This window comes from Actinokineospora sp. NPDC004072 (genome assembly GCF_053604195.1).
The window spans coordinates 157,221-184,098 of the sequence record NZ_JBSGHB010000001.1 but is presented as its reverse complement, the minus strand read 5'-3'; the positions used below and the strand labels follow the sequence as shown (position 1 = coordinate 184,098).

At 74.6% G+C, this 26,878-nt stretch carries 27 protein-coding genes; 10 read left to right on the top strand and 17 right to left on the bottom strand.

The window, feature by feature from the left end; translation table 11 throughout:
• Window positions 1–11: 11 nt before the first annotated feature.
• From lnt to kdd, 7 genes are all read right to left on the bottom strand, one after another.
• Entirely contained in the window at window positions 12–1,508 is a 1,497-nt protein-coding gene (lnt, locus tag ACWEPX_RS00785; protein WP_451894960.1) for an apolipoprotein N-acyltransferase, read from the bottom strand.
• A gap of 142 nt (window positions 1,509–1,650) precedes the next feature.
• Entirely contained in the window at window positions 1,651–3,723 is a 2,073-nt protein-coding gene (locus ACWEPX_RS00780) for an AMP-binding protein (protein WP_451894959.1), read from the bottom strand.
• 155 nt (window positions 3,724–3,878) lie between these two features.
• Window positions 3,879–4,265: a 3-aminobutyryl-CoA ammonia lyase gene (gene kal / locus ACWEPX_RS00775; RefSeq protein WP_451894958.1), complete on the bottom strand. Its 387-nt coding sequence runs from the start codon at window positions 4,263–4,265 to the stop codon at window positions 3,879–3,881.
• The gene (gene kamE / locus ACWEPX_RS00770; protein WP_451894957.1) at window positions 4,262–5,002 is read right to left on the bottom strand and encodes a lysine 5,6-aminomutase subunit beta; all 741 of its coding nucleotides are present in this window, start codon (window positions 5,000–5,002) and stop codon (window positions 4,262–4,264) included. The genes kal and kamE overlap by 4 nt, the downstream gene beginning before the upstream one ends.
• Window positions 4,999–6,573 carry a lysine 5,6-aminomutase subunit alpha gene (gene kamD / locus ACWEPX_RS00765; RefSeq protein ID WP_451894956.1) on the bottom strand — a complete coding sequence of 525 codons (1,575 nt, stop codon included), beginning with the start codon at window positions 6,571–6,573 and terminating at the stop codon, window positions 4,999–5,001. The genes kamE and kamD overlap by 4 nt, the downstream gene beginning before the upstream one ends.
• A complete protein-coding gene (locus ACWEPX_RS00760) occupies window positions 6,560–8,218 on the bottom strand; it encodes an amidohydrolase (protein WP_451894955.1) in 1,659 nt (552 codons plus the stop codon). The genes kamD and ACWEPX_RS00760 overlap by 14 nt, the downstream gene beginning before the upstream one ends.
• 19 nt (window positions 8,219–8,237) lie before the next feature.
• Window positions 8,238–9,260: an L-erythro-3,5-diaminohexanoate dehydrogenase gene (kdd, locus tag ACWEPX_RS00755; protein WP_451894954.1), complete on the bottom strand. Its 1,023-nt coding sequence runs from the start codon at window positions 9,258–9,260 to the stop codon at window positions 8,238–8,240.
• Between the two features lie 81 nt (window positions 9,261–9,341).
• Between kdd and ACWEPX_RS00750 the strand changes: the two genes are divergently transcribed.
• The 7 genes from ACWEPX_RS00750 (at window position 9,342) to ACWEPX_RS00720 (ending at window position 17,609) form a co-directional block, all read left to right on the top strand.
• Complete coding sequence (locus tag ACWEPX_RS00750) at window positions 9,342–10,802, top strand: KamA family radical SAM protein (protein WP_451894953.1); 1,461 nt, start codon at window positions 9,342–9,344, stop codon at window positions 10,800–10,802.
• A 152-nt stretch (window positions 10,803–10,954) separates the two neighbouring features.
• The gene (locus ACWEPX_RS00745) at window positions 10,955–13,498 is read left to right on the top strand and encodes an FtsX-like permease family protein (RefSeq protein WP_451894952.1); all 2,544 of its coding nucleotides are present in this window, start codon (window positions 10,955–10,957) and stop codon (window positions 13,496–13,498) included.
• Window positions 13,491–14,201, top strand: a complete 711-nt coding sequence (locus tag ACWEPX_RS00740) for an ABC transporter ATP-binding protein (RefSeq protein ID WP_451894951.1) — start codon at window positions 13,491–13,493, stop codon at window positions 14,199–14,201. Before ACWEPX_RS00745 ends, ACWEPX_RS00740 begins: the two co-directional genes overlap by 8 nt.
• Window positions 14,198–14,851, top strand: coding sequence for an ABC transporter ATP-binding protein (locus tag ACWEPX_RS00735; protein ID WP_451894950.1), 654 nt, complete (start codon window positions 14,198–14,200; stop codon window positions 14,849–14,851). The genes ACWEPX_RS00740 and ACWEPX_RS00735 overlap by 4 nt, the downstream gene beginning before the upstream one ends.
• A gap of 34 nt (window positions 14,852–14,885) precedes the next feature.
• Window positions 14,886–15,941 carry a GDSL-type esterase/lipase family protein gene (locus ACWEPX_RS00730; protein ID WP_451894949.1) on the top strand — a complete coding sequence of 352 codons (1,056 nt, stop codon included), beginning with the start codon at window positions 14,886–14,888 and terminating at the stop codon, window positions 15,939–15,941.
• Between the two features lie 101 nt (window positions 15,942–16,042).
• Complete coding sequence (locus ACWEPX_RS00725; RefSeq protein WP_451894948.1) at window positions 16,043–17,179, top strand: DUF418 domain-containing protein; 1,137 nt, start codon at window positions 16,043–16,045, stop codon at window positions 17,177–17,179.
• A complete protein-coding gene (locus ACWEPX_RS00720; protein WP_451894947.1) occupies window positions 17,166–17,609 on the top strand; it encodes a GNAT family N-acetyltransferase in 444 nt (147 codons plus the stop codon). The genes ACWEPX_RS00725 and ACWEPX_RS00720 overlap by 14 nt, the downstream gene beginning before the upstream one ends.
• Here ACWEPX_RS00720 and ACWEPX_RS00715 read toward each other — a convergent pair.
• Both ACWEPX_RS00715 and ACWEPX_RS00710 read right to left on the bottom strand, forming a co-directional pair.
• Complete coding sequence (locus tag ACWEPX_RS00715; RefSeq protein WP_451894946.1) at window positions 17,595–18,044, bottom strand: Lrp/AsnC family transcriptional regulator; 450 nt, start codon at window positions 18,042–18,044, stop codon at window positions 17,595–17,597. The two genes, ACWEPX_RS00720 and ACWEPX_RS00715, sit on opposite strands and share 15 nt — an antisense overlap.
• Window positions 18,041–19,150, bottom strand: coding sequence for a M24 family metallopeptidase (locus ACWEPX_RS00710; protein WP_451894945.1), 1,110 nt, complete (start codon window positions 19,148–19,150; stop codon window positions 18,041–18,043). The genes ACWEPX_RS00715 and ACWEPX_RS00710 overlap by 4 nt, the downstream gene beginning before the upstream one ends.
• An 85-nt stretch (window positions 19,151–19,235) precedes the next feature.
• Here ACWEPX_RS00710 and ACWEPX_RS00705 point away from each other — a divergent pair, with 85 nt between their 5' ends.
• Window positions 19,236–19,919, top strand: coding sequence for a hypothetical protein (locus ACWEPX_RS00705; RefSeq protein WP_451894944.1), 684 nt, complete (start codon window positions 19,236–19,238; stop codon window positions 19,917–19,919).
• A 153-nt stretch (window positions 19,920–20,072) separates the two neighbouring features.
• Here the strand turns inward: ACWEPX_RS00705 and ACWEPX_RS00700 are convergent, their stop codons facing one another.
• From ACWEPX_RS00700 to ACWEPX_RS00680, 5 genes are all read right to left on the bottom strand, one after another.
• Complete coding sequence (locus ACWEPX_RS00700; RefSeq protein WP_451894943.1) at window positions 20,073–20,537, bottom strand: hypothetical protein; 465 nt, start codon at window positions 20,535–20,537, stop codon at window positions 20,073–20,075.
• A 78-nt stretch (window positions 20,538–20,615) separates the two neighbouring features.
• Window positions 20,616–21,056, bottom strand: a complete 441-nt coding sequence (locus ACWEPX_RS00695) for a hypothetical protein (protein WP_451894942.1) — start codon at window positions 21,054–21,056, stop codon at window positions 20,616–20,618.
• Between the two features lie 85 nt (window positions 21,057–21,141).
• Complete coding sequence (locus tag ACWEPX_RS00690; RefSeq protein WP_451894941.1) at window positions 21,142–21,555, bottom strand: VOC family protein; 414 nt, start codon at window positions 21,553–21,555, stop codon at window positions 21,142–21,144.
• Window positions 21,552–22,031: an SRPBCC domain-containing protein gene (locus ACWEPX_RS00685; RefSeq protein WP_451894940.1), complete on the bottom strand. Its 480-nt coding sequence runs from the start codon at window positions 22,029–22,031 to the stop codon at window positions 21,552–21,554. Before ACWEPX_RS00685 ends, ACWEPX_RS00690 begins: the two co-directional genes overlap by 4 nt.
• A complete protein-coding gene (locus ACWEPX_RS00680) occupies window positions 22,021–22,362 on the bottom strand; it encodes an ArsR/SmtB family transcription factor (protein WP_451894939.1) in 342 nt (113 codons plus the stop codon). The genes ACWEPX_RS00685 and ACWEPX_RS00680 overlap by 11 nt, the downstream gene beginning before the upstream one ends.
• A gap of 257 nt (window positions 22,363–22,619) precedes the next feature.
• Here ACWEPX_RS00680 and ACWEPX_RS00675 point away from each other — a divergent pair, with 257 nt between their 5' ends.
• Complete coding sequence (locus ACWEPX_RS00675; RefSeq protein ID WP_451894938.1) at window positions 22,620–23,054, top strand: CBS domain-containing protein; 435 nt, start codon at window positions 22,620–22,622, stop codon at window positions 23,052–23,054.
• Between the two features lie 127 nt (window positions 23,055–23,181).
• Complete coding sequence (locus ACWEPX_RS00670) at window positions 23,182–24,012, top strand: siderophore-interacting protein (RefSeq protein WP_451894937.1); 831 nt, start codon at window positions 23,182–23,184, stop codon at window positions 24,010–24,012.
• On the opposite strand, the gene ACWEPX_RS00665 is transcribed toward ACWEPX_RS00670, so the two are convergent.
• The 3 genes from ACWEPX_RS00665 to ACWEPX_RS00655 are packed head-to-tail and all read right to left on the bottom strand — an operon-like array spanning window position 23,992 to window position 26,877.
• Window positions 23,992–24,801, bottom strand: coding sequence for an ABC transporter ATP-binding protein (locus ACWEPX_RS00665; protein WP_451894936.1), 810 nt, complete (start codon window positions 24,799–24,801; stop codon window positions 23,992–23,994). The genes ACWEPX_RS00670 and ACWEPX_RS00665 overlap by 21 nt on opposite strands.
• A gap of 10 nt (window positions 24,802–24,811) precedes the next feature.
• A complete protein-coding gene (locus tag ACWEPX_RS00660) occupies window positions 24,812–25,855 on the bottom strand; it encodes a FecCD family ABC transporter permease (RefSeq protein WP_451894935.1) in 1,044 nt (347 codons plus the stop codon).
• A complete protein-coding gene (locus ACWEPX_RS00655; protein ID WP_451894934.1) occupies window positions 25,852–26,877 on the bottom strand; it encodes a FecCD family ABC transporter permease in 1,026 nt (341 codons plus the stop codon). Before ACWEPX_RS00655 ends, ACWEPX_RS00660 begins: the two co-directional genes overlap by 4 nt.
• Between the last annotated feature and the right edge of the window lies 1 nt (window position 26,878).

Below are 26,878 nucleotides of genomic sequence, written 5' to 3'. Positions count from 1 at the left end.
GCGGCGTCGGATCAGGTGGTGCCGGTGCGGGCGCGGCGGCCTGCGACCAGGGCCGCCGCCAGCGCGGCCAGGCCCGCGGCGACCATGACCCGCTCGGGCCAGGCACCCAGTCGGTGGGCCATCGTAGTCGCCGTGCGCAGCGGGACGCGCTCCACCAGGGCATCCGGGGTGAAGAGTCCCGTCGATCGAGTGATCGTCCCGTCGGGGGCGACGATCGCCGACACCCCGGAGGTGGCGGCCACCACCACGGCCCGCCCGTGCTCGACGGCGCGCACCCGGTCCATCGCCAGCTGCTGGTAGGTCATCTCGGTGCGGCCGAAGGTGGCGTTGTTGGTCGGCACGGCCAGCAGGTTGGCGCCGAGGGCGACGTTCTCGCGCACGACGTCGTCGAAGGCGACCTCGTAGCAGGTGGCCACGGCCAGGCGGATGTCGTCGACGGTGAAGATGCTCGGGGCCTGCCCGGCACGGAAGTTGTTGGCCCGGTCGACGTAGTCGGTGAACAGGCGGAAGAACTCGCGCATGGGCATGGTCTCGCCGAAGGGCTGGAGCTGGCGCTTGGTGTACTCGGCGACCGGGCCCTGCTCGGGGGTCCAGAGGATGACGGTGTTGCGCGGGCGCCCGTCGGGGTCGACCAGCACCGAGCCCACGGCGATGGGCGCGTCGATGGCGGCGGCGGCCCGGTTGATGGCCGCGCGGGCGTCGGGGTTGCGGTAGGGGTCGATGTCGGAGGCGTTCTCCGGCCAGATGACCAGGTCGGGCTGGGGTGCGCGGCCCGCGGCGACGTCGTCGGCGAGCTGCTCGGTGCGGCGCACGTGGTTGTCGAGCACGGCGCGGCGCTGGGCGTTGAAGTCCAGCCCGGCGCGGGGCACGTTGCCCTGGATGGCCGCGACGGTGATCTCCCCGGCCTGCGGCTCGGTGCCCACCAGCGGCGTGTAGGCCAGCCCGGCGGCCAGCGGCCCGACCGCGGCGAGCACCAGCAGCGCCGCGGCGCGCGGGCGGCGGGGCCTGCCGACGAGCGCGGCCAGCGCGAAGCCGGTGAGCGTCACCGCGGCCGCGACCAGCGGTGTGCCGCCGAGCGCGGCCAGCGGCAGGTACCAGCCCTCGGGCTGGCTGAAGGCGACCTTGGCCCAGGGGAACCCGCCGAAGGGGAAAACCGCGCGCAGCGCCTCCCCGGCCGTCCACAGCAGCGCCGCCCACACCGGCCACCCCGGCAGCCGCCCGACGACGGCGATCGCCGCGGTCGACGCGCCGACGAGCAGGGCCTCGACCCCGGCCAGCGGCAGCCAGGCCACCAGCCCGACGAACTCCCCGGTCCAGGCCAGCAGCGGCACCATCATCCCGAGCCCGAACACGACCCCGTACCCGAACCCGGCGCGGGCGCGGGCGCCGCGCAGCAGCACCCCCAGCACCGCGAACCCCAGCGGGGCCAGCCACCACAGCGTCCGCGGCGGGAACGCGAGGTACACCGCGGCCCCGCCTGCCAGTGCGGCCGCGACGCGCGCGAGCACCAGCCCCCGAGGCCCGGGGGCAGAACCAGGTCGATCGGCCGCAGGGACCTCGGTGGGGACTACCACGCCCCCAGCGTACGACCGCCCCCGTGACGAGCCGGTCAGCGGGCGCACCCCGGACCGCAGGGGAGGCGGCAGCCCCCTACACCTGCTCCACGAGCAGGTCCTTCACCACTTTCCCCGTCGCGTTGCGCGGCACCTTGGACACGAACACCACGTCCCGCGGCACCGAGTACCGCTCCAGGTGCGCGTGGACGAACTCCTGCACCTCCGTCGCCTGCATCCGCGCCCCCGGTTTGAGCACCACGAACGCGGCGAAGCGCTGGCCGTAGTCGCGGTCGGGCACCCCCACCACCGCCGCGTCGACGACCTGCTCCAGGCTCAGCAGCAGCTCCTCCACCGGCCGCGGGAACACGTTCTCCCCGCCGGAGACGATCATGTCGTCGTCGCGTCCGGACACGAACAGCCTGCCGTCGGCGTCGAGGTAGCCGCGGTCGCCGGTGACCATCAGGTCGCCGTGCTTCTCCGGTGAGCCGCCGTCGGTGTAGCCCTCGAACAGCATCTCGTTGCCCACCGCGATGCGGCCGACCACGCCAGGGGGCAGGGGGCGGCCCGCGGCGTCGAGGATGCCGACCTTGGTGCCCGCGGGGCAGCGGCCCGCGGTGGTGGGGGCGGCGCGCAGGTCGGCGGGATCGGCGATGCTGGCCCAGGAGACCTCGGTGGAGCCGTAGAGGTTGTAGAGGATGTCGCCGAAGGCGTCCATGAAGGCGGTGACGAGGGCGCCGGGCAGGGGCGCTCCGCTGGAGGCGACCACGCGCAGGCTGCTGGTGTCGTAGCGGGCGCGGACGCGGGCGGGCAGGGCGAGGATGCGCTGGAGCATGATCGGCACGGCGACCATCGAGGTGCAGCGGCGCTCGGCGATGGCGGCCAGCGCGGCCTCGGGGTCGAAGCGGCGCTGCAGGACCAGGCTCGCCTGCAGCGGGGTGGCCAGCTGCATCGCCGCCAGCCCCCAGGTGTGGAACAGGGGGGTGGCCACGAGCATGCGCTCGCCCACGCGCAGCGGGATGCGGGAGAGCACCGACGCCGCCGCCGACAGGCCCGGCGGGTTGCGCCGCCGCGCGCCCTTGGGGGCGCCGGTGGTGCCGGAGGTCAGCACGATCACCCGGCCCGGGGTGCGCGGCGCGGTGATCGGGGTGGGCGCGCCGGTGGCCACCAGGGTGTCGAGGGTGAGGTCGGCGGGGGCGGCGCTCCAGGTGGAGATGTAGCGCAGGGCGGGCGGCAGGTGGTGGAACAGGGGGGCGAACTCGTCGTCGGCGAGCAGGGCGACCGGGCGGTGGCGCTCGACGGTGTCGGCGACCTGGTCGGCGGACAGGCCGGTGTTGAGCATGAGCACGTCGGCGCCGAGCTTGCCGCAGGCGATGGCGGCGGTGACCAGCCCAGCGTGGTTGCGGCACATCAGCGCCACCCGCCTGCCCGCGCGCACGCCGCGCTCGGCCAGCGCGTTGGCCAGGCGGGTGCTGCGCCGGTCGAGGTCGGCGTAGGTGTGCTCGCCGTTCTCGTCGACGATGGCAAGCGCACGGGGGGCGGCGACGGCGGCGGCGCGGTAGCCGCCGACGAGGGTGGCGCCCCACTTGGCGACGGTGGCCAGCTGGCGGGCCAGGCGGTCGGGGCGGCCGGGGGCGATGACGCCCGCCTTGGTGAGCACGCGCAGGGTGGTGACCGAGCCCGCGCCGCGGGCGGTGGCCTCCGCGCGGCCGCGGGGGGCGGCGGCGCCGCGCCCGGCGAGCTGGTGGTCGATGAGCCCGAAGGCGCGGCGGATCCGCTTGCGCAGCCACGCGCTGGTCAGCACGGTGCCCGCGGTGAGCGTCTCCGGCAGCGACAGCACCACCTGCACGCGGGTGCGGCGGCGGGACTCGGCGGTGAGCCGCACGCTGAGGTGCCCGCCCTGCCATGCGGGCCCGACCAGCACCAGGTGCTCGCCGGGGCAGTGCACGAGCACGGCCAGCTCGTCGAGGACGGGGTCCTGGCCGCGGTGGGGGGCGTAGCGGACGCGGTAGCGGGCGCCGCGCCCGGAGGGGGCGCCCTCGCCCGCGGGGTCGCAGGCGGCGACCTCGCGCACGAACCTGGGGTAGAGCGCGGGATCGCCGAGCAGCTCCCACACCTGGTCCGCTGGGTGGTCCAGGACGTGGTCGACCTCGACGAGTTCGGTGGGCATGGTCCTCCGCGGCGGCCCCGGACGGATGGTGTGGTCCCGGTTGTTATCAGCGAAGGGCCGAGCGGGGCAAGGCCGGGCTGACCCGTTCGGCCCAGCCCCGGCCAAGATCACTCGCTCGGCGCAGCCCGAACCCGAGGCGGGCTCGGGGATGTCCGTTATTTCGGGGGGACGACGACGGTGCCGCGGGCGCGGGTGACCACCAGGGGCGGGTCGAGCACGTCGGCGGCGGAGGGGCCGCGGTCGGGGGCCGAGCGGCAGACCACGCGCGCCTCGAACTCCATCTCCCGGGAGCGGGCGCCCACGCGCACCAGCGTGGCGGTGGCCTCGATGACGTCGCCTGCCTGGATGGCCGCGGCGAAGGTGACCTCGCTGTACCCGGCGAACAGGCCCTCGTCGCCGTCGGTGCGCACGCACAGCTCGGTCGCCACGTCGCCGAACAGGCCCAGCCCGTAGGCGCCGTCGACGAGGCTGCCGCCGTAGTGGGCGTGGGAGTGGGGGACGTAGCGGCGGTGGGTGACGGTGGTGCCGACCTCGGCGCTCATGCTGCGGCCTTTCCGGTGGTGATGGCGTGGACGAGGTAGGAGGCGACCTCGCCGGGGGTGGTGCCGCGGCCGAAGACGCGGTCGACGCCGAGCTCGCCCGCCATGAGCGGGTCGAAGCGGGGCCCGCCCGCGACGAGCAGGGGGCGGCGCTCCCCCATCGCCTCGCGGAAGGCGGCCGACATCTCCTGGGTGTTGAGGATGTGGGCGTCGCGCTGGGTGACCACCTGGGAGACCAGCACGGCGTCGGCCTTCTCCGCGCGGGCGCGCTTGACCAGCTCGGGCACGGTGACCTGGGCGCCGAGGTTGATCACCCGCAGCTCGCGGTAGTACTCCAGGCCCTTCTCCCCGGCGAAGCCCTTGATGTTGAGGATGGCGTCGATGCCGACGGTGTGGGCGTCGGTGCCGATGCAGGCGCCGACGACGACGAGCTTGCGGCGCAGCGCCTTCTTCACCGCGGTGTTGACCTCCCCGGGGGTCAGCAGCGGGTATTCGCGTTCGACGACGGTGACCGCGTCCATGTCGATGATGTGCGACACCGAGCCGTAGACGACGAAGAAGGTGAAGTCGGCGCCGATGGGGTGGGAGTGCACGACGAGGGCGGGGTCGATGCCCATCTTGTTGGCCAGCTGCTGGGCGGCGCCGTCGGCGCGCGGGCCGTGCGGGACGGGCAGGGTGAACGACAGCTGCACCATGCCGTCGCCGGTGGTGTCGCCGTAGGGGCGGAGGTGGCGCTTCACGCGGTGGCACCTTCTTCCAGCAGGTCGCTCGCGGGGTTGGTGTAGCCCTCGGCCTTGGCGATGACGCCGTCGGCGCCCTTGCCCGCGTCGGCGGGGCGCTTCATCAGGCCGAAGGTGCCCTGGGCGATGGCTTCGAGCAGGCCTTCGTCGACGATGCGGGCGAGCAGGTCGACGGCTTCGCCGAGCACCTGGTGGGCGCGTTTGGCGATGAACCCGTCGGGGGCGGGCCGGAAGTCCTCGCGCAGGTTGCCTGCGGCGTCGAGCACGTAGCGCACGTTGGCCAGGGCCAGGTCGCGGTCGGAGAGGAACGGGGTGACCACGGCCTCGGTCATCATGCCGACCAGCAGGATGGACTGGCCGGTGAGCGCGCCCGCGAGGTTGAAGAAGCCGTCGAGCAGGTAGCCGTCGAAGACGTTGCCGGTCATGTGCTTGGTCGGCGGCATCCACTTCAGCGGTGCGTCGGGGAACAGCTCGCGTGCGAGCAGGGCGTGGGCCAGCTCCAGCCGGAAGGAGTCGGGCACCTTCGGGTTGATCTCGAAGGCGTGGCCGAGGCCGAGCAGCTCGTCGGGCAGCCCGGCCTCGTGGGCGAAGTGCTCGTTGAGCAGCTGGGAGACGGTGACGGTGTGGGCGGCGTCCACGGCGTCGGCGGTGGTGAGGTAGTTGTCCTCGCCGGTGTTGATGATGATCCCGGCGCGGGCGTGGACCTGGCGGGAGAAGCGCTGGTCGACGAAGGTGCGGATGGGGTTGATGTCGCGGAAGAGGATGCCGTACATGGAGTCGTTGAGCATCATGTCCAGCCGCTGGAGCCCGGCGAGCACGGCGATCTCGGGCATGCACAGCCCGGAGGCGTAGTTGGTGACGCGGATGTAGCGGCCGACCTCCTTGGACACCTCGTCCATGGCCGCGCGCATGATGCGGAAGTTCTCCTGGGTGGCGTAGGTGCCCGCGAACCCGTGGTGGGTGGCGCCTTCGGGCACGTAGTCCAGCAGGGATTGGCCGGTGGAGCGAATGACGGCGATGATGTCGGCCCCGGCGCGGGCGGCGTTGGCGGCCTGCACGACGTCCTCGTCGATGTCGCCGGTGGCCACGATCAGGTAGATCCAGGGCCGCCGCGGCGGGTCGCCGAGCCTGGCGACGAGCTTGGCGCGCTGGGCGCGGTTGCGGTCGATGGTGCGCAGGCCGCGGGCGACGGCGGTGCGGGCGGCCTTGGCGGCGCGGGTGGCGTCGCGGCCCTCGGGGACGCGGTAGGTGATCTGGCCCGCGGCGGTGGCCTCGGCCAGCTCGGTGAGCGAGCCCAGGTCGTGGGCGCGCAGGGCGTGGAAGGCGGGCAGGGCGACGCCGTGCTCCAGGCCGCAGTGCTCGCGCACGGTGTCGACCACCCGGTTGACCCACGGCACGTCGCCCGCGCGGTGGGTGGTGTCGGCTCCGGTGATGCCCGCCAGGCGCAGGGTGGCGCGTTCGACGGCGACGGTGGTGTGCGCGCGGGCGATGTCGATCACCGGGGCGGCGGCCTGCGCGGCCAGCGCCCGTGCGGTGGCCACGACCGCGGGGTCCAGGTCAAGCAGGGGCATTGTTCTCCAGTCGGTCGAACAGCACGCGCCCGCGCAGGACGGTGCGCGCGCAGGCGGGCGGGGTGGCGCCGGGGTCGAGGCGGGGCAGGGCGGGCACGCGCGAGCGCGGGTCGGTCGACCAGCGCTGGACGCGGCTGTCGGGGGCGGCGACGGCGAGCTCGTCGACCTCCCAGATGGCGTAGGTGGCGGGGGCGCCGGGCACGAGGGTGCCGGTGAGCCCGTCGTCGACGCCCGCGGCGCGCCAGCCGCCGCGGGTGTGGGCGGTGAAGGCGGCGCGCGGGGACAGGCCGTGCCCGTCGGTGCGGTGGTGGACGGCGGCGGCGACGGCCGCCCACGGGTCGGCGGCGGTGACGGGGGCGTCCGAGCCGAAGGCGAGCACGACCCCGGCCGCGGCGAGCTGGGCGAAGGGGTTGAGGGCGGTGCCGCGCTCGGGCCCGAGCCGCTGGGCGTACATGCCGTGCGGGCCGCCCCAGCAGGCGTCGAAGAGCGGCTGCACGGAGGCGACCACGCCCCAGTGGGCCAGCTGCTGGGCCTGGCCGGGGGTGACCATCTCCAGGTGTTCGAGGCGGTGGCGGGCCGCGGCGATGGCCAGGCGGCCCAGGTGCTGCTCGGCGCGGGCGAAGCCCTCGATGACGGCGGTGACCGCGGCGTCGCCGATGACGTGGAACCCGGCCTGGATGCCCGCCTCGGTGCAGGCGCGCAGGTGCTCGCCGATGGCGGCGGGGTCGAGGTAGAGGGCGCCGGTGGTGTCGGGGGCGTCGGCGTAGGGCTGGTGCAGGGCGGCGGTGCGCGAGCCGAGGGCGCCGTCGACGAACAGGTCGCCCGCCAGGCCGCGCACGCGGTGGGTGGCGGCCAGGGCGGGGTCGCCGCGCTCGCCCCAGTAGGCGACGACCTCGGGCAGGTCGCCGGGGTGGGCGAGCAGGGCGGCCAGGTCCTCGGCCCCGGAGATGTCGGGTCCGGCGCACTCGTGGACGCTGGCGATGCCGTGGGCGGCGGCGTGGCGCAGGAAGGCGAGCTGGGCCTGGGCGCGCTGGCCGGGGGTGATGGCGTCGCGGGCGGCGCGGCGGGCGTGGTGGTGGGCCGCGCGCGAGAGCGGGCCCTCGGGGTGCCAGCCGTCGGCGGCCGCGGCGCCGGGGGCGCGGTCGAGCAGGGCGGTGGAGACCAGCGCGGAGTGCACGTCGACGCGGGAGAGGTAGACGGGGGCGCCGTCGGCGGCGGCGTCGAGCTCGGCGCGGGTGGGCGGGCGCTGCTCGGGCCAGCGGGTCTCGTCCCAGCCGTGGCCCCAGACCGGGGCGCGGCCGTGGCGGCGCACGTGGGCGGCGACGGCGTCCAGCGCGGCGGCCAGGCTGGGGGCGGCGGTGAGGTCGACGCCGGTGTGCAGCAGCCCGGCGCTGGTGGCGTGGACGTGGGCGTCGACGAAGGCGGGGGCGACGAAGGCGCCGTCGAGGTGGACGGTCTCCTCGGCGTCGCCGTAGAGGGTGGCGCCGACGGAGTCCTGGCCGAGCCAGACGACGACGCCGTCGCGCACGGCCATCGCGGTGGCGTCGGGGTCGGCCGGGGAGTGGATGCGGCCGCCGGTGAGCAGCGTGGTGCGCGGGGTCGCGGGGGTGTCGGGGGCGCTAGGGGTGCTGGGGGTGGTGGTCACGGGGGAACAGTCTCGCGGGTCAGTGGGCGCGGGCCTCGAACAGTGCCCGGACCCCGGGCGCGGCGCGCAGCAGGTCCAGGGCGAACTCGGCGTGGCCGGGGACGTAGCCGTTGCCGATGAGCATGCGCACGTCGGCGGCCAGGCCCTCGGCGCCGAGGGCGGCGGCGGGGAAGGAGGTGGCCATGGAGAAGAAGACGACGGTGCCGCCGTCGGCGGTGGCCAGGATGGCGCCGTGCTCGCAGCCGGGCACGTCCACGCACACGACGGTGACGTCGACCTGCTCGCCGACGGCGGCGGCCACGGCGACGGGGTCGCGGGCGTCGGCGAGCACGACCTCGTCGGCCAGGCCCGCGCGGCGCACGGCGGCGGCCTCGGCCTCGGTGGGGACCAGGGCGAGCAGGCGGCGGGCCCCGGCGCGGCGGGCGGCGGCCAGCGACAGCGACCCGGATTTGCCGCCGCCGCCGAGCACGGCGACCGAGGGGGCGCGGTAGCCGCGCACGACGCGGTCGGTGAGGGCGGGGGCGCCGCAGACGTCGAGCACGGCCAGGGCGAGGGCGTCGGGCAGGTCGGCGGGGAGCTTGGCGGCGATGGAGCGGCCGAAGAGCACGGCGGTGCCGCGGCAGGGGACCTGCTCGGAGAGCCCGTCCCAGTCGGCCAGGCCGTCGTCGATGCGCAGCGGGGTGAGGGTGAGGCTGACCAGGGTGGCGACCCGGTCGCCGACGGCCAGGCCGAGGGGGGAGTCGGGGCCGACGGCGGCGACGGTGCCCAGCAGCATGCCGCCGGAGCCGGTGACCGGGTTCTGCATCTTGCCGCGCTCGGCGACGATGCCCAGCACCGCCGCGCGCACCGCGTCGCCGCTGCCGTGCTGCTCGCGCAGCTGCCGGTAGGAGGCGGCGTCGAGGTTGAGCCGTTCGACGGCGATGACGACCTCGTCGGCGGCGGGGGTGGGGTCGGGGTCCAGGCGCCAGGCCTGCTGGGGCAGCACGCCGGGCGGGTCCTGCACCCGGTGCAGTCCCCACGGCGACCCGGTCCTCGTCCCCACCACAGCAACCTCCGCAAAATTTACGCCGTGCGTCTCGTCTGGCAGCATATCTTTACGCCACCCGAACGGCGAGGAGTACATATGACTGCGCTGCGTGAAGTTGCTGGCGGCCCGGGCACCCCGGTCACCAGCGTGTCCGAGGCCCTGGACCGGGCCGGGCACCAGCCCTACGAGTACGAGCGCAAGGAACTGGTCGAGCCCGACTGGCGCCGCTTCCCGGGCTGGGCGCACGTCACCGAGGCGCAGTGGCGCGACGCGCAGTGGCAGCGGGTCAACTGCGTCAAGAACGCCAAGCAGCTGCGCGCGGTCACCGGCGACCTGCTCACCGACGCCTTCTACGCCGACCTCGCCGACGACCAGCAGCGCCTGGCCACCATGTCGATGCTGCTGCCCCCGCAGATGCTCAACACCATGGCCTCCGCGCTCGACCCCGGCGCGGGCCCGCAGGAGTTCACCGCGGCCTTCCTGGCCGACCCGGTGCGCCGCTACATGCTGCCCGTGGCCTCCGACCGCGACCCCGACTGGCCCAGCCACCCGCACTCCACCCGCGACTCCCTGCACGAGGCCGAGATGTGGGTGGTGGAGGGCCTGACCCACCGCTACCCCACCAAGGTCCTCGCCGAGCTGCTCTCGACCTGCCCCCAGTACTGCGGGCACTGCACCCGCATGGACCTGGTGGGCAACTCCACCCCGCAGGTCGACAAGCACAAGCTGGCCCTCAAGCCGGTCGACCGCCAAGACGCCATGATCGACTACCTCAAGCGCACCCCGGGCGTGCGCGACGTGGTGGTCTCCGGCGGCGACGTGGCCAACGTGCCGTGGAAGCAGCTGGAGTCCTTCCTCATGCGGCTGCTGGACATCCCCACCGTGCGCGACATCCGCCTGGCCACCAAGGCCCTGGCCGGGCTGCCCCAGCACTGGCTGCAGCCCACCGTCGTCGAAGGCCTGGAGCGGGTGGCCCGCACCGCCGCCCGCCGCGGGGTCAACCTGGCCATCCACACCCACGTCAACCACGCCCAGTCGGTCACCCCGCTGGTCGCCGAGGCCGCCCGCACCGCCCTGGAGGTCGGCGTGCGCGACGTGCGCAACCAGGGCGTGCTCATGCGCGGGGTCAACGCCACCCCCGAGGCGCTGCTGGACCTGTGCTTCGCCCTGCAGGGCGAGGCGAACATCCTGCCCTACTACTTCTACATGTGCGACATGATCCCCAACGCCGAGCACTGGCGGCTGGCGGTGTGGGAGGCCCAGGAGCTCCAGCACGCCATCATGGGCTACCTGCCCGGCTACGCCACCCCCCGCATCATCTGCGACGTCCCCTACGTCGGGAAGCGCTGGGTGCACCAGATCGCCGAGTACGACCGCGAGCGCGGCATCTCCTACTGGACCAAGAACTACCGGGCGGGCACCGAGCGCACCGAGGACGCCGACGCCGCGGCCATCCTCTCCCGCCGCTACCCCTACTACGACCCGATCAGCACCCTGCCCGAGGCCGGGCAGCGCTTCTGGGCCGCCAACCCCGACCACCAGCCGCACCCGGCCTGACCACCGCCCGCGACCGGCCGGGCACGCCGCGCCGCGGCCCGGCCACCCGCATGGGCCAGAGCGCGCAACGGGTCCGGCCGAATGCGGTTCGGTGGATATCGAAACGATCGCGCCACCACCCGTTCGGGGGTAACCCCGGGTAGCGTGCCGCCATGCAGCTGCCCTGGAGATCCGCGCCCCGCGCGGCGCTGTCGAGCTCGCTGACGGTGCTGGTCGCGGTGGTCGCGTCCCTGCTGCTGACCTTCGTCGGCGCCGCCGCGGTCCTGCACTCCGACGCCGCGGGCAACGCCGCCATCGGCTACCAGGCGGGCAGGCTGTGCCCCCAGTCGGTCGCCCCGGTGCTCGACCACCGCCGGGTCACCGCCGAGGAGGGCGCCGCCGTCATCGACGCCGCCGCCGCCCAGGCCCCCCGCCACGGCTTCCCCGCCCCCATCGGCGCCCTCTACTCCCCGGTCTACCAGTGGACCTGGGACAGCGGGCTGCACCCGTGGTCGCGGTTCCTGTGGCGCGAGGGCGCGATGGACAACGTCACCGTCCTGCAGGGCGGGGCGCGCGACGGGCTGTGGGTGCCGCGCTCGCTGGCCGAGAACGGCGACATCCAGCTCGGCGACACCCTCGCCGACCCGGGCTTCCCCAAGGTCACCGCCATCTACGAGGACCTCGCCGCCCCGGTCGGCGACTACTGGTGCGCCGAGCAGCGCGAGGCCGTGGTCAACGTGCTGGCCCCCGACGGCGGCTCCGGCCCGGTCGTGCTCGTCCCCGAGCGCGACACCTTCGTGCAGCTGTTCGGCCCGCCCTCGGGCGACTCGGTGACCGTCTCGGTGCGCTTCCCGCTGCAGCAGCTGCCCCGCACCGTCGACGAGGGCGCCGACATCGCCGCCCGCGGCGCGGCCCTGCTGCCCGACATCGAGGACCAGCTGCCCCGCCCGGACATGGTCACCACCGGCAACTACTTCGCCAAGCCCGTCGAGGTCGGCCGCGAAGCCGGGGACACCGTGCTCGGCGCGGTCCTGCCGCTGACCATCATCAGCCTGCTCGTCGGCCTGGCCGGGGTCGCCGCCGTCACCGTCCAGTGGTGCCAGCGCCGCCGCGCCGAGCTGCGCCTGCTGTGGGCGCGCGGCGCGGGCCCGGCCGCCCTCGGCGCCCGCGCGGTGCTGGAGCTGGCCGTCCCGCTGCTGGTCGGGGCCTGCCTGGGCTGGGGAGCAGCCCGCCTGGCCCTGCCCTGGTACGCCCCCTCCCCCCACCTGACCCCCGGCACCGCCGCCACCTCCGCGCTCATCGCCACCGGCGTCTTCGCCGCCGCCCTGCTCGTCGCCGCCGCGGTCACCGCAGCCCACACCCACCGCGCCTTCCAGGGCAGCGGCGGCCGCGTGCGCCTCTGGCGCGGCCTGCGCTACCTGCCCTGGGAGCTGGTCACCGGCGTGGCCGCCTACCTGGCGTGGGCGCGGCTGGACGCCACCCCGGTGCGCATGGCCTTCGGCCAGCCGCTGCCCGAGCAGCCCGACGCCGTGGGCCTGGCCTTCCCGCTGCTGGTCGTGCTCACCGTCGCCCTGGTCGCCGTGCGGCTGCTGCGCTGGGGGCTGCGCGCCTCCCACCGGCTGCGCTGGTGGTCGGCCCCGGCCGCCCAGCTGGCCGTGCGCCGCCTGGCCGCAGCCGCCGGATCGGCCGTGGGCATCCTGCTGGTCGGCACGCTCGCCGTCGGCACCCTCACCGTCGGCGTGGGCATCGCCACCGCCCAGGACGACGCCTTCGACACCAAGTCCGGGCTGTTCGTCGGCGCCGAGTCCAGCGCCCAGATCTCCACCGCCGTGGCCACCGAGCAGGGCCTGCCCCCCGAGCTGGCGGGCACCGCCACCCTCGTCGGGGTGCTCAAGACCGAGGGCGCCATCATCCTCGCCGTCGACCCGGCCACCTTCACCCAGGCCGCCTGGGTCGAAGGCGACCGCGCCGAGCTGGCGCAGCGCCTGGCCCGCCTCGACACCCCCGCCGCGGGCGGCCCGCTGCCCGCGCTGCGCATCGGCGCCGCCCCCGACGCCCAGGCGCGGCTGCCCCGCATCGGCGAGGTCGACCCCGTCGACCACCTGGCCTCCTTCCCGCTCATCGGCGACCGCGGCTACGTGGTCTCCACCGCCGCCCTGCCCGACCCCGGCGACATCGACGTCTGGCAGGTCTGGTCCGCCGAGCCGGTGGAGGCCCTGCTCGCCAAGCTCGACACCGCAGGCCTGCACCACCTGCACGCCCGCGGCAAGGCCGAGGCGCTCGACGGGCTGCCGTTCCTCACCGTGCGCTGGACCTTCGACTTCGTGACCGCGCTGGGCTTCGTGCTCGCCGTGGTCGCCGCCGCCGCGCTGCTGCTGGCCGTGGAGGTGCGCAGGCGCCAGAACGCCCTGGCCGGGGCCCTGGCCACCCGCATGGGCCTGCGCCCGCGCACCCTCGTGGCCAGCCACCTGCTGGAGCTGGGCTCGCTGGCCGGGGCGTCGGTGCTGGCGGGCGCGGCCGCCGGGTGGGCGTGCACCGCGGTCTCGGCCCCGATGCTGGACCCCTCGCCGTGGCTGCGGCCCCTGGCCGATGCCCCCGACCTGGTGGGGCTGGTGTCCACGACGCTGGGCTCGGCGATCGTCGTGGTCGCCCTGGTGTGCTGGTCGGCGGTGCGGTCGGTGACCACCGCCCGAGTGGGAGAGCTGATCCGTGGCTGAGCTGCTGACCGACGCCGACCTGTTCCCCGGGGGAGCGGCGCCCCTGTTCGAGGTGGAGCGGGTGCGCGTGGAGTACCCGACCCCCGCCGGGCCGGTGCCCGCCCTGGAGGAGGTCAGCCTCACCGTCCCCGGCGGCGGGCTGACCGTGCTGGCCGGGCCCTCCGGCTCCGGCAAGTCCACCCTGCTGCGCGTGCTGGGCCTCATCGACCGCCCCACCCGCGGGCGGGTCGCGGTCTCCGGCCGCGACGTCGTCGGCCTCGGCCACCGGCAGCGGCGGCGGATGCGCCGCGACCGCATCGCCCTGGTCGTGCAGTACCCGCCGGAGAACCTGATCGCCCACCTCACCGTCGGGCAGAACCTGCGCGCCGCGGCCGAGTCCGCCCGCGTGCCCGCCGACGTCGAGGCCGTGCTCGGCTGGCTGGGCATCCCCGGCACCGCCGACTGGAAGGTCGAGGCGCTCTCCGGCGGCCAGCAGCAGCGCCTGGCCTTCGGCTGCGCCCTGGCCCGCAAACCCGCCGTGGTGCTGGCCGACGAACCCACCTCCCAGCTCGACGCCACCAGCGCCGGGCTGGTCCTGGACGTGGTGGACCGCCTCGTCGCCGACGGCGTCCCGGTCGTCGTGGCCTCCCACGACGACGAGGTCATCGCCCGCGCCGACCGCGTCGTGCGGCTGCGCGAGGGCCGGATCGAGGAGGCGGCATGAGCGTGCTCACCGCGCGCGGGCTCACCCGCGCCTTCCCCCACCCCGGCGGGCAGCCGGTGCCGGTGCTGCGCGGGGTCGACCTCGAGGTCTCCCCCGGCGAGCTGGTCACCGTCTCCGGCCGCTCCGGCTCCGGCAAGAGCGCCCTGTTCGCCCTGCTGTGCGGGTTCGACCGCCCCGACAGCGGCACCGTCACCGTGTGCGGCACCGTCGTCGACGACGCCCCACCCTGGCACGACTGCGCCGTGCTGCCCCAGGCGCTGGGCCTGTCGGCGGAGCTGACCCTGGCCGAGAACGTCGCCCTGCCGCTGCGCCTGCCCGGCCGGACCCCGCCCCAGGAGGTCGCCGACCGGGTCGCCCAGGTGCTCGGCGAGCTCGGCATCGGGCACCTCGGCCAGCGCTACCCCGGCGAGGTCTCCTACGGCCAGCAGCAGCGCGCCGCCCTGGCCCGCGCCGTGGTCGGCAGGCCCGCGGTGCTGCTGGCCGACGAGCCCACCGCCCACCTCGACCACGGCAGCATCCCCGCCGTGCTCGGCCTGCTGCGCCGCGTCGCCGACGCGGGCACCGCGGTGCTGGTGGCCACCCACCACGACCAGGTCCACACCATCGCCGACCGCACGCTGAACCTGGTGGAGGGCCGCATCGCCGCCTGAGCAGGGCCGCAGCGCGCGGCTAGACTCGGCGGTGATGAACCGCAAGATCGTCTGGGCCGTCGCAGTGCTGTCCGTGGCCGCGCTGATCGGCGGGCTGTTCATCCTCGGCGACCCCGACCCGCCACCGGCCCCCGCCCCGCCCACCGGGGTGCCGCGCGTGCTCGTCGCCATGGGCGACAGCACCGTCGCAGGCGAAGCGGCCGGGGACTACCAGCCCGACACCGACGGCCTCGACGGCAACTGGTGCCACCGCTCCCGCAACGCCAGCATCCACCACACCGGGCTGCGCGGCATCGACGAGACCGTCAACCTCGCCTGCTCCGGCGCGGGTTCGGCCCAGCTCGGCCTCGGCGACGCCGAGCAGTACGGCGAACCCTCCCAGGCCCAGCGGCTCGGGGCACTCGCCCGCCAGCGGCGCGTGGTGGCCATCGTGGTCGCCGTCGGCGCCAACGACGACCCGCGCTTCTCCGGCGTCCTCGACGCCTGCGTGCAGGCCTGGCTCGACCCGGGCAAGCCCGGCTGCGCCACCGAGATGGACCAGGAGTGGCCTCGCCGCGTCGAGGCCATGACGCCCAAGGTCGTCGCCGCCCTCGCCGACATCCGCCACGTCATGGAGCAGGCCGGGTACGCCCGCGGCGACTACACCCTCGTCCTGCAGTCCTACGCCGCCCCCGTCGGCCCCGACATGCTCGAAGAGCTGCGCAACCTCAACGGCTGCCCGCTGCGCCGCGAAGACCTCGTGTGGGTGCGCGAGCGCGCCGTCCCGCAGATCACCGACGGGGTCCGCCGCGCCGCCCGCGAAGCAGGCGCCCGCTTCCTCGACCTCTCCCGCGCAGGCGTCGGCCGCGAGGCGTGCTCGCACACCGACCCCGCCCAGGAGTGGTTCTCCCGCCTGGCGGTGCGCTGGGAGGACCTGCGCGACGAAGTCCGCGCCGGGCACGCCATGCAGGAGTCCTTCCACCCCAACGCCGCAGGCCACGCCCAGTTCGGCCGCTGCCTCGGGGAGTTCCTGGGCACCGACCACCCCGCCGCGGCCTGCCTGCCCGGCGCCGACGGCGACCTGCACCCCGCCCCCTCCGTCGGCCCCTAGCTCCCCCCAACCGACGATCACCGCCTCCCCCCGACGACGGACGCCCCACCCCCGCCCCCGCCCCTAGCGTGGCTCGCCAGGGAGAAGGGGGAACACCTGTCGTGAGCACCCGCGTCACCGCCCTGGACACGCTGCGCGGCGTGGCCATCCTGGGCACGCTCGGCACCAACGCCTGGATCTTCACCAACCCCGGCGGCTTCGCCGGGTTCCTCACCGACGCCGCCACCGCCGACACCACCGGCACCATCCTGCGCACCCTCAGCAACGGCAAGTTCCTGGGCCTGCTGTCGATCCTGTTCGGCGTCGGCATCGCCATCCAGCTCGGCTCCGCCCGCCGCCGCGGCGCCCGCTGGCCCGGCTGGTACCCGTGGCGCGCGGCGCTGCTGTTCATCGAAGGCGTCCTGCACTACATCCTCGTCTTCGAAGGCGACGTGCTGACCTTCTACGCCATCGTCGCCATCCCCGTGGCCTACCTCGCCGCCCGCTCCCGGCGCGCCATCCGCGCCTGGATGATCACCATCGCGGCCGTCCACACCGCGGTCGTCGGGCTGCTGACCGCCGCCCTGGTGGCCAGCGACCAGGCCATCGACGGCACCGGCCTGCCCACCGCCGACACCTGGACCGGGCAGGTGGCCCTGCGCCTGGAGCACTGGGGGCCGCTGCGCTCCGAAGGGCTGTTCGTGCTGCCCCTGTCCACCGTGCTCTTCCTCGCCGGGGTGCTGCTGTGGCAGGCCGGGGCGCTGGCCGACACCCCCGCGGGCGCGGCCCTGCGCGCCCGCCTCGCCCGCTGGGGCATCGGCCTGGGCCTGCCGCTCAACCTCGCCGCCGCCCTGGCCGGGCCGCAGTGGTTCCTCGTCGACCGCTACCTGTGCGCCCCGCTGGTCGCCTTCGGCCTGCTCGGCGCCATCACCACCCTCGTGCACCGCATGCGCGCCACCCCCGGCCCGCTGCGCGCCGGGCTCACCGCCGTCGGCCGCACCGCCATGAGCTGCTACATCCTGCAGAACCTCATCGCCTCGCTGCTCTGCTACCCGTGGGGCCTGGACCTGGCCGCCCGCCTCGGCCACCACGGCGCCTGGTTCACCGCCGCCACCTGGCTCGCGGTCACCGCCCTGCTGATGGCCGGGGCGAGCGGGTGGCTGCGCCGCTTCGACCGCGGCCCCGTCGAAGCCCTCTGGCACCGCCTCTACCTGGCCCCGCAGCCCCGCCGGGTAGAAAGCACCCGTGAACCCGCGTGAACTCGACCTGACCGACGACACCACCGCCCGCACCGCCCACGAGGTGGTGCGGGCGGCCTACCAGGTCGAGGCCGACCTGATCGGCTCCAACGCCATCCCCGCCCTCCACCAGACCCTGGAGCAGATGCGCGCCCTGCCGCTGCGCTGGCTGGGCATCGGCGCCCCCGACGCCATCATCGCCTGGACCGGCACCGACGGGACCACCGACATCGACCGGCTCTGCGTGCACCCCGACCACTTCCGCCGCGGCCTGGCCACCGCGCTGCTGACCGACCTGCTCGCCCGCACCCGCGGACCCGCCACCGTCGCCACCGCCGCCGCCAACACCCCGGCCACCGCCCTCTACCGCCGCCACGGCTTCACCGAGACCGGCCGCTACGAACCCGAACCCGGCCTGACCGTCGTCACCTTCCGGCTAGAGCGCCGGTGACCGGCCCTCGTACGGCGTCGACAGCACCACCGTCGTGCGCGTGGACACCTTCGCCGACTCCCGGATCTTGCGCAGCAGATCCTCCAGCGCCGCAGGCCCGGCCACCCGCACCAGCAGCACGTACGACTCGTCCCCGGCCACCGAATAGCACGACTCGATCTCGGCGATGTGCTCCAACCGCTGCGGGTAGTCGTCCGGGGCCGCCGGATCGATCGGCGTCAGCGAGATCAACGCCGTCAGCGGCAGCCCGATCGCCTCGCTGTCCAACCGCGCCGCGTACCCGCGCACCACACCCCGCTGCTCCAGCCTGCGCACCCGCTGGTGCACCGCCGACACGCTCAACCCCACCCGCTCGGCCAGGTCGGTGAAGCTGCACCGCCCGTCCCCCGACAGCACCCGCACGATCGCGGCGTCGATGGGCTCCAACTCGGTCACAGCACCGCCAGCCCGTGCGGACGCCCGTTCAACGCCACCGCACCGTCCTCGGTCACCACCACGATGTCCTCGATCCGCGCGCCCCACCGCCCCGGCAGGTACACCCCCGGCTCCACGCTGAAGGCCATCCCCGGCTCCAGCACCCGGTCGTTCCCGGCCACGATGTAGGGGTGCTCGTGCACGTCCAACCCGATCCCGTGCCCGGTGCGGTGGATGAAGAACTCCGCCAACCCCGCATCGGCGAGCACCTGCCGCGCCGCGGCGTCCACCGACTCCGCGCTCACCCCCGGCGCCACCGCCGCCACCGCAGCCCGCTGCGCGGCCTCCAACGCCGCATACGCCTGCGCCACATCCGGCTCCCGCGGCTCGCCGAGGCTGTAGGTGCGGGTGCAGTCGGAGTTGTAGCCCTCCTCGGTCACCCCGCCGATGTCGACCACCACCACATCCCCGGCCTCGACCACCCGGTCGGACACCTCGTGGTGCGGGCTGGCCCCGTTCGGCCCCGACCCGACGATCACGAACTCCGCCCGCACATGCCCCTCGGCCACGATCGCCTCGGCGATGTCCGCGGCCACCTCCGCCTCCGTGCGCCCCGGCCGCAGCCACTCGCCCATCCGCGCGTGCACCCGGTCGATCGCCGCACCCGCCGCCCGCAGCGCCGCCACCTCCGCGGCGTCCTTGCGCATCCGCAGCTCCCCCAGCACCGGACCGGCCAGCACCTGCTCGGCCCCCGGCAGCGCCGAACGCAGCCCCAGCACGTGCAGCGCAGGCAGCACATCCCCCACCGCCACTCGCGCGGCGCCCCCCACCGCACCCGCGGCCAGCCGGTACGGGTCATCGCCGTCCACCCAGGTCGCCACGCGCACACCGAGATCGCCCAGCGGCCCGAACCCCGGCGCCTCCAGCTTGGGCACCACCAGCACCGGCTCCCCCGCGACCGGCACCACCAACACCGTCAGCCGCTCGAAGGAATGCCCGCCGCGCCCGATCAGGTACCGCAGATCCGAGCCGGGGGCGACCAACAGCGCGTCCACCCCCGCAGCCGCGGCCGCCTGCCGGGCTCGCTCCAACCGGTCACGCGCGATGTCGGGGTCCGTGCTCGCCATGCCGATCAGCCTATCGGCCCCCCGCACCCCGACACCGCTCCCACACGGGTAACGTCGCGCCCCCCGCCCCCGACGCCGCCCAACGATGGTCCGAACACTGCTCATCCTCGCCGTCGCCGCGCTCAGCGCCTGCGCCCGCCCCGAACCCGGCGTGCCCGCGGCCGCTGCGCCCACCCTCGCCCCGACCACCACCACCGCGGCCGCCCCCACCACCACGACGACCGCCGCCCCCGCGCGCAGGACCACCGCGACCAGCGCCGTCACCGCCCCCACGACCACCACCGCCGTCCCCGCCGCGCCGGTGATCGAACTCGGCGAGTACGCCGTCGTCCTCACCGGGACCGCAGGCGGGCGCGGCTTCGAGCGGCCCGCCCAGCTCTCGGTCACCGGCACCATCACCGCCACCGGCACCACCAACGGCGTCAACGAGATCGACGTGTGCCTGATCTCCGGCTTCCCCGCCGCGGGCATCGAACTCGGCGCGACCTGGTTCGGCACCAACACAGGCTGCCTGCCCAGCGTCGGCGTGCCCGACCTCGACCTGGCCCACACGACCGTCTCCGGCGCGACCGTCACCGTGCGCCCCGACACCGCCATCCCCGGCCTCAACGCCTTCGCCAGCACCTGCCTGCACCAGGTCGCCGACGGCGCCATGGAGGTCACCTTCGGCTTCAACGGCCGCGTCACCGGCACCATCACCGCCCGCGGGTCGTGCGGGAACGGCGACCCGCTCGACTACACCGCCACCTTCACCGGCACCCGGTTGTAGCAGGTCAGCACCAACCCTCAACCTCTACTTGAGCCTCAACCTCAAGTAGAGGTTGAGAGATGAACGCACGCTCACTCACCCCCGGACGCCCACCCCCCGGACACACGGGAGCCCCGCCCGAACCCGGACGGGGCTCCCGCTGCTCACACCAGATCAGACAGTCAACAACCGATCCAAGAACGACCGGTACTCGCGCAGCGCCTGGCGCAGATCCTCGGTCTCCGCGCCCTCCCGCCACGACTCCAGCGAACGCTTGCGCTCCGACAGCGCCCGGATCGCATCGACCACCAGCTTGTCCGCCTCCTCGACCGCCTCGGCCGGATCATCGACGAAACCGCCCTGCACCCGCTGCCAGCGCTCGCGGTAGCTGTCGGCCTCCTGCCTGCTGAACAGACCATCCCGCTGCGCCGGGATCGCATCCGTCACCGCGGACCCCGCACCATCGCGGCGCTCCGCAGCCGCCGCCCGACGCCCCGCAGCAGGCACGTGCCGCGTCGCCTCAGCAGACCGCTCGGCGGACGCCTGCCCGTTGACCGCGCGCCCGTTGGTCGCCGCCCCCTCAGCGTGGCGGGCCGTCGTGCCCGCATCAGCCGGGGTCGGATGGTCATCGGGGCGCATCCGCCCCTCCCGCGCCGGACCGCCCTGCCAGTCCTCGACGCCGCGGCGGTGATCAGTTGGCCGCATCGTGTGCCTCCTCTAGTGGCTCGTCCGAGCCGGGGTGTCGCCGATCAGGTCCTGGAACAGGCTGCGGTAGCGCACCATCGCCGCGCGCATGTCCTCGGTGGACGCACCACGCGGCACGCGCTCCAGCACCGAGTGCGCCGCCCGGAAGTGCTCGCGGCCGTCCCGCGGCAGATCGGCCTCCCGGCGCTCGTGGTCGGCGTCGGCCGGGTAGCCGCGCTCGGTCATCACATCGGTGACGATCCGCTCGGCCTCGGCCAGCGCCGCATCCGGCTGGTCGACGAACCGCTCCTGCGCCCGCGCCCACCGCGCGCTGAACTGCTCCCGCGCCCGCGGGTCCAGCGGCCGCAGCGCCGGACCGGACCGCGTGCGCCGCACCAGGGCCGCGACCAGCAGCAGCAGCCCGACCACGACGACCGCGGCGACGACGATGCCGATGATGGCTCCAGTGGACATCGGATCTCCTTGTCAGTCGCTTGCCGGATGGCTACCACCGGCCCTGACCAGCAAAACGGAGGTTGGGCCGTACGGAGCAGCGGGCTCAGGGCCGCGCGGTGATCTGCTGCACCCCCCACGAGTTGCCGTCCGGATCGGCGAAGAACAGGAACCCCCGGTTGTTCAGATCGTCGTCCTCGGCAGCCGGGCGCATCCCCTCCGGGCCGACCACGACCACCTCACCGGGGTCGAACCCGCGCCCCAGCAACTCCTCCCGCGCCGCCCGCACGTCGTTGACCACCAGCTGCACGCCCTTGAGCGAACCCGGCGCCATGTCGGTGAGGACGTCCGAGACCACGATGGAGCAGCCCGACCCAGGCGGGGTCAGCTGCACGATCCGCTGGCCGCCGCCGACATCGGTGTCGTGGTCGACGGCGAACCCCAGCACCTCGGCGTAGAACCGCTTGGCCCGGTCCACATCCGACACCGGGACCACGACCACCTCCAGCGTCCAGTTCATGCCGCCACCCCCGCCAGCACCGCGTCCAGCCGGAGGAAGCCCTGCGCGATCCCCTCGCGCATCGGCGAGGCCAGCACCGCGTCCCGCACCTCCACGCTCGGGAACGCCATCATGATCGACAACCGGGTGCCGCCCTCGACCTCGACCAGCTCCAGCGTCGACCGGATCTCCCCCGGCACCCACTGCTCGTCGTAGGACTCGGTCTGCACCAGCCGGGCCGGGGCATCGATCTCCAGGTACGTCCCGCCGTGCCCCATCAGCTCCCCGCCCGGCCCGCGCGAGACGAACCGCCACGCACCGCCGACCCGCAGATCGATCTCGCACGTCTCCAGCGTCCAGCCCTGCGCGCCGTACCAGCGGCGCAGCAGCGCCGGCGTCGTCCACGCCGCGAACACCGCTGCCCGCCCCGCGGCGAACGACCGGGTCAGCACGATCTCGGTGGGCGACGGGGTCGCCAGCGCCACCTCAGTGAGCATCATGGTCCTTGCCCTCCAGCTCCGCGAGCAGCCCGTCGAGCTGCCCGAACCGCTCTTCCCAACGTCCCCGGTAGCTCTCCAGCCACTCCGCGACCAGGCGCAGCGGCCGCGCCTCCAACCGGCACGGCCTGCGCTGCGCGTCCCGCCCCCGCGACACCAGCCCGGCCCGCTCCAGCACCTTCAGGTGCTTGGACACCGCGGGCTGGCTCATCGCGAACGGCGCCGCCAGCTCGGTGACCGTGGCCTCCCCCCGCGCCAGCCGGGCGATGATCGCCCGCCGGGTCGGGTCGGCCAAGGCCGCGAACGTCGCATCCAGCACGTCAGCGCTCATCAATAACCTCTCAGTTGTATAACCAAGTGGTTTTCTAGCGTGCCCGCGACCGACCGGTCAAGCTTCGGGTCGACCTCCCCTCCTCTAGGCGTTGTTTGCCCCCTCATCTCTTAGGTGCCCGTTCTAGCTCTGTGGCAAAGTCCATTATCTTGATAGTGAATAGGAGATAGATAATGAGGCGATCGTGCGTGGGTGGGGCAGTCGGCTCATGCTGGAGGTGGCCGCATTCGGCCGAACGGACCATCGGAGGAAGGACGATGACTTCGAGGAAGCTCAAGGCCCGCGACATCATGCACCGCGACGTGCGCTGCATCCCGCCGGACAGCAGCCTGCAGGACGCCGCGCGGATGATGCGCGAGCTGGACGTGGGCGCGCTGCCCATCTGCGACAACGACCGCCTCGGCGGCATGATCACCGACCGGGACATCGTGGTCGGCTGCATTGCCGACGGGGGCGACCCGAGCAGGGTGAAGGCCCAGGAGCTGGCGAAGGGGACGCCGCGGTGGATCGACGCCGACGCGGGCGTCGACGAGGTGCTCGACCTGATGGAGCGCCACCAGATCAAGCGGCTGCCGGTGATCGACAAGGACGGCATGCGCCTGGTCGGCATCATCAGCGAGGCCGAGATCGCGCGGAACCTCAGCGACGAGAAGATCGCCGAGTTCGTCGGCAAGGTCTACAGCCCGCACTGACCACTCCCCCACGCCCCTCCACAAGGCCGCCAAGCACGACGTGGCGGCCTTCGCCGTGTTGCTCTTCCCACCCCGAAGCAGGAGGAGATAAGTTAGGCTTGCCTAATCTGCTGGGGGAGGAGCCCGCGTGCACAGAGTGGATCGGTTGCAGATGAAGCTCGCCGACAAGGTCAACAACCTGGTCACCGCGCCCTCCCGCAGGCGGGAGACGCCCGTTCAGTTCCGCGCCCGGGTCGCGGGCGTCGAGGAGCTGAGCGCCCACCAGCGCCGCATCACGCTGACCGCCCCGGAGTTCGCCGACTTCGCCCTCACCGGCCCCGACGAGTACTTCGGCCTGCTGATCCCGCACCCGGCCGCCGGTCTGGTCATGCCGGACCCGCACCGGCTCAACACCCGCCAGGCCGTGCACCGCATCGCCGAGCACGAGCGGCCCGAGCTGCGCTGGTACTCCGTGCGCGCCCATCGGCCCGCGGTGTGCGAGATCGACGTCGACTTCGTGCTGCACGAGCACGCGGGCCCCGGCACCCGCTGGGCCGCTGGCGCGCGCCAGGGCGACGAGGTCGGCTTCCGCGGGGGCGGCTCGGGCTACCAGCGGTCGGACGGCACGCAGGTGCTGGTCGCCGACGAGGCCGCGCTGCCCGCGCTCTCGGCCATCCTGGAGGCGCTGCCCGCCGAGGCGCCCGACCTGCGCGTCTACCTGGAGGTCGGCGCGGACTTCGCCCCCTCCCCCATCGCCGCGGCCGTCCAGCCGACCGTGCTGCGCCGCGATGGTGAGCACGGTGAGCAGGTCGTCGCAGCGCTCGTGGCGGACCCGCCTGCGGCCCCCGAGTTCGCCTGGGTGTGCGGCGAGGCCGGGATGGTGGCGCGGGTGCGCAGGCACCTGCTGCACGAGTGCGGCATGGACCGCAGGCAGGTGCTCTACTCCGGCTACTGGAAGCTAGGCCAGGCTCGGGGCTGACACCCGGGTCCTGGCCATCGGCACGATCATCGGCGTGCCGCTCTCCGGGTCGGGGAGCACCCGGGCCTGGATGCCGAACACCTCGGCGATCAGCTCGGCGTCGACGACCTCCGACGGGTGGCCCGCCGCGGCGACGACCCCGCCGGGGCGCAGCGCGATGAGGTGGGTGGCGTAGCGGCACGCCTGGTTGATGTCGTGCAGCACGGCGACCAGCGTGTGGCCCTCGCGCTCGTTGAGGTCGGCGCAGAGGTCGAGCACCTCGAACTGGTGGGCGATGTCGAGGAAGGTCGTCGGCTCGTCCAGCAGCAGGATGTCGGTCTGCTGGGCGAGCACCAGCGCCAGCCAGACCCGCTGGCGCTGCCCGCCGGACAGCTCGTCGACCGGCCTGCCCGCCAGGTCGAGCACCCCGGTGCGGGCCATCGCGTCGCGCACGATCTCCTCGTCGGCCGCCGACCACTGGCGCAGCAGCTTCTGGTGCGGGTAGCGGCCGCGGGCCACCAGGTCGCCGACGGTGATGCCGCCGGGCGCGGTGGAGGACTGCGGCAGCAGGCCGAGCCTGCGGGCGACCTCCTTGGAGCGGTAGTCGGAGATCAGCCGCCCGTCCAGCAGCACCCGGCCCGCGGCGGGCGGCAGCAGCCGGGCGAAGGCGTTGAGCAGGGTGGACTTGCCGCAGGCGTTGGGTCCGATGATGACGGTGAACGAGCCGTCGGGGATGGCCACGTCCAGGTCCCGGGCGACGATGCGCCGGTCGTAGGCCAGGGTCAGGTGCTCCGCGGTCAGCCGGGTCACGGGGTCTCCTCTAGGTCCGGCCGCGCCAGCGCGCGGCGAGCAGCCAGGCCAGGTAGAGCCCGCCGACGGCGCTGGTCACGATGCCGACGGGCAGTTGGGCGGAGCCGAAGATCCGCTGGACGGCGAAGTCGCTGGCGCCCAGCAGCACCGCGCCCATGAGCGCGGAGGTCAGCACGGCGGGCCCGGTGGCCCGCACCAGGGCGCGGGCCAGCTGCGGCGCGGCGAGCGCGACGAAGGCGATCGGGCCGGTGGCGGCGGTGGCGACGGCGGCCAGGCCGGTCGACGCGGCGATCAGCGCGAGCCGGGTGGGCACGACGGGCACGCCGAGCGCGCCCGCGAGCGGGTCGCCCATCTCCATCGCGGTGAGCCTGCGCGACCACGCCGCGCCCAGCGGCAGCAGCAGCGCGACGGCGATGGCGACGGCGACCACCTGCGGCCAGGTGCGCAGGTTGAGGCTGCCGGTCAGCCACTCCTGGGCGGCCACGGCGTCGTAGAGGGTGGCGCGGGTGATCAGGTAGTGGTTGAGCGCGAGCAGCAGCGCGGAGACGCCCACACCGACGAGCACGAACCGGAAGCCCTGCATGCCCCGGCGCAGCACCAGCGCGTACATCACCGCGGCGGTGGCCAGTCCGCCGACGAGCGCGCCGATGGAGGTCTGGTGCAGGCCGCCGCCGAGCAGCAGGATCGTGATGAGCGCGCCGGTGGCCGAGCCGGTGGTGATGCCGATGAAGTCGGGGCTGCCCAGGACGTTGCGGGTGATGCTCTGCAGCAGCGCGCCGCTGGCCGCGAGCGCAGCGCCCGCCAGCAGCGCGGTCAGGGCGCGGGGCAGCCGCAGCTTGAGCACGACGGTCTCGGAGACGGGCGTGCCGTCGCCGAACAGCGCCGCGACGACCTCGCCGGGGCTGAGCGGGACGTTGCCCACGGTCATGGACAGCACCGAGACGACCGCGGCGAGCCCGGCCAGCACCGCGGTGACGACCAGCGCGCGGGGCGCGATGCGCAGGCTGACGCCGAAGCCCTCGACGATCACCCCGGAGGTGACCCGCCCGCTCACCACTGGCCCACCCGCTTGCGCAGGCACAGCGCGATGAACACCGGCGCGCCCAGCACCGCGGTCACGATCCCGACCTGCAACTCGGAGGGCTGCACGACGAGCCTGCCCACGATGTCGGCGGCCACCAGCAGGATGGGGGCGAGGACGGCGGAGTAGGCCAGCACCCACCGCTGGTCGACGCCGACGATGAGCCGGGCGACCAGCGGCACCACCAGCCCGACGAAGACCAGCGGCCCGACGGCCGCGGTGGCCGCCCCGCACAGGACCATGATCGCCACCACGCCGACCAGCCGGATGCGGCCGACGTTGGCGCCCAGGCCGCGCCCGGCGGCGTCGCCGAGGGCCAGGGCGTTGAGCGAGCGGCCCATGAGCACCGCCAGCGCGATCCCGGGCACCAGGAACCAGGCGACGACCGGCAGCACGCCGACCTCGCGCCCGGCCAGCGAGCCGACGTTCCAAAACCGGAACTGGTTGAACGCCTGCGGGTCCAGCAGCAGGATCGCGGAGTTGACGGCCAGCAGCACCGCCGTCACCGCCGCGCCTGCCAGGACCAGCCGGTCGGGGCTGGCGACCTGCCTGCCGACCGCGCCGAGGGCGTAGACCAGCAGCGCGGCGAGGGCCGCGCCGACGAGGCCGAACCACACGTGTCCGAGGACGCTGCCGACCCCGAAGACGGCGATGGCCAGCACGACCGAGGTCGAGGCGCCCATCGTGACGCCGAGCAGGCCGGGGTCGGCCAGCGGGTTGCGGGTCAGCGCCTGCATGACCGCGCCTGCCAGGCCGAGCGCCGCGCCGACCAGGACGCCGAGCAGCGCGCGCGGCAGCCGCACCTCGCGGATGGTGACCGCGGCGGTGCTGTCGCCGCCGTCGAACAGGGCGGCGAGCACGGTGGCGAACGGGATGTCCTTGAGCCCCACCCACACGCTCAGGCCGACGACGAGCACGAGCACGCCCAGGGCGATGAGCAGCCCGGCGACGCGCGCCGCGTCGGCCCGTTTGGCCGGTGGGGACAGGACCGCCATG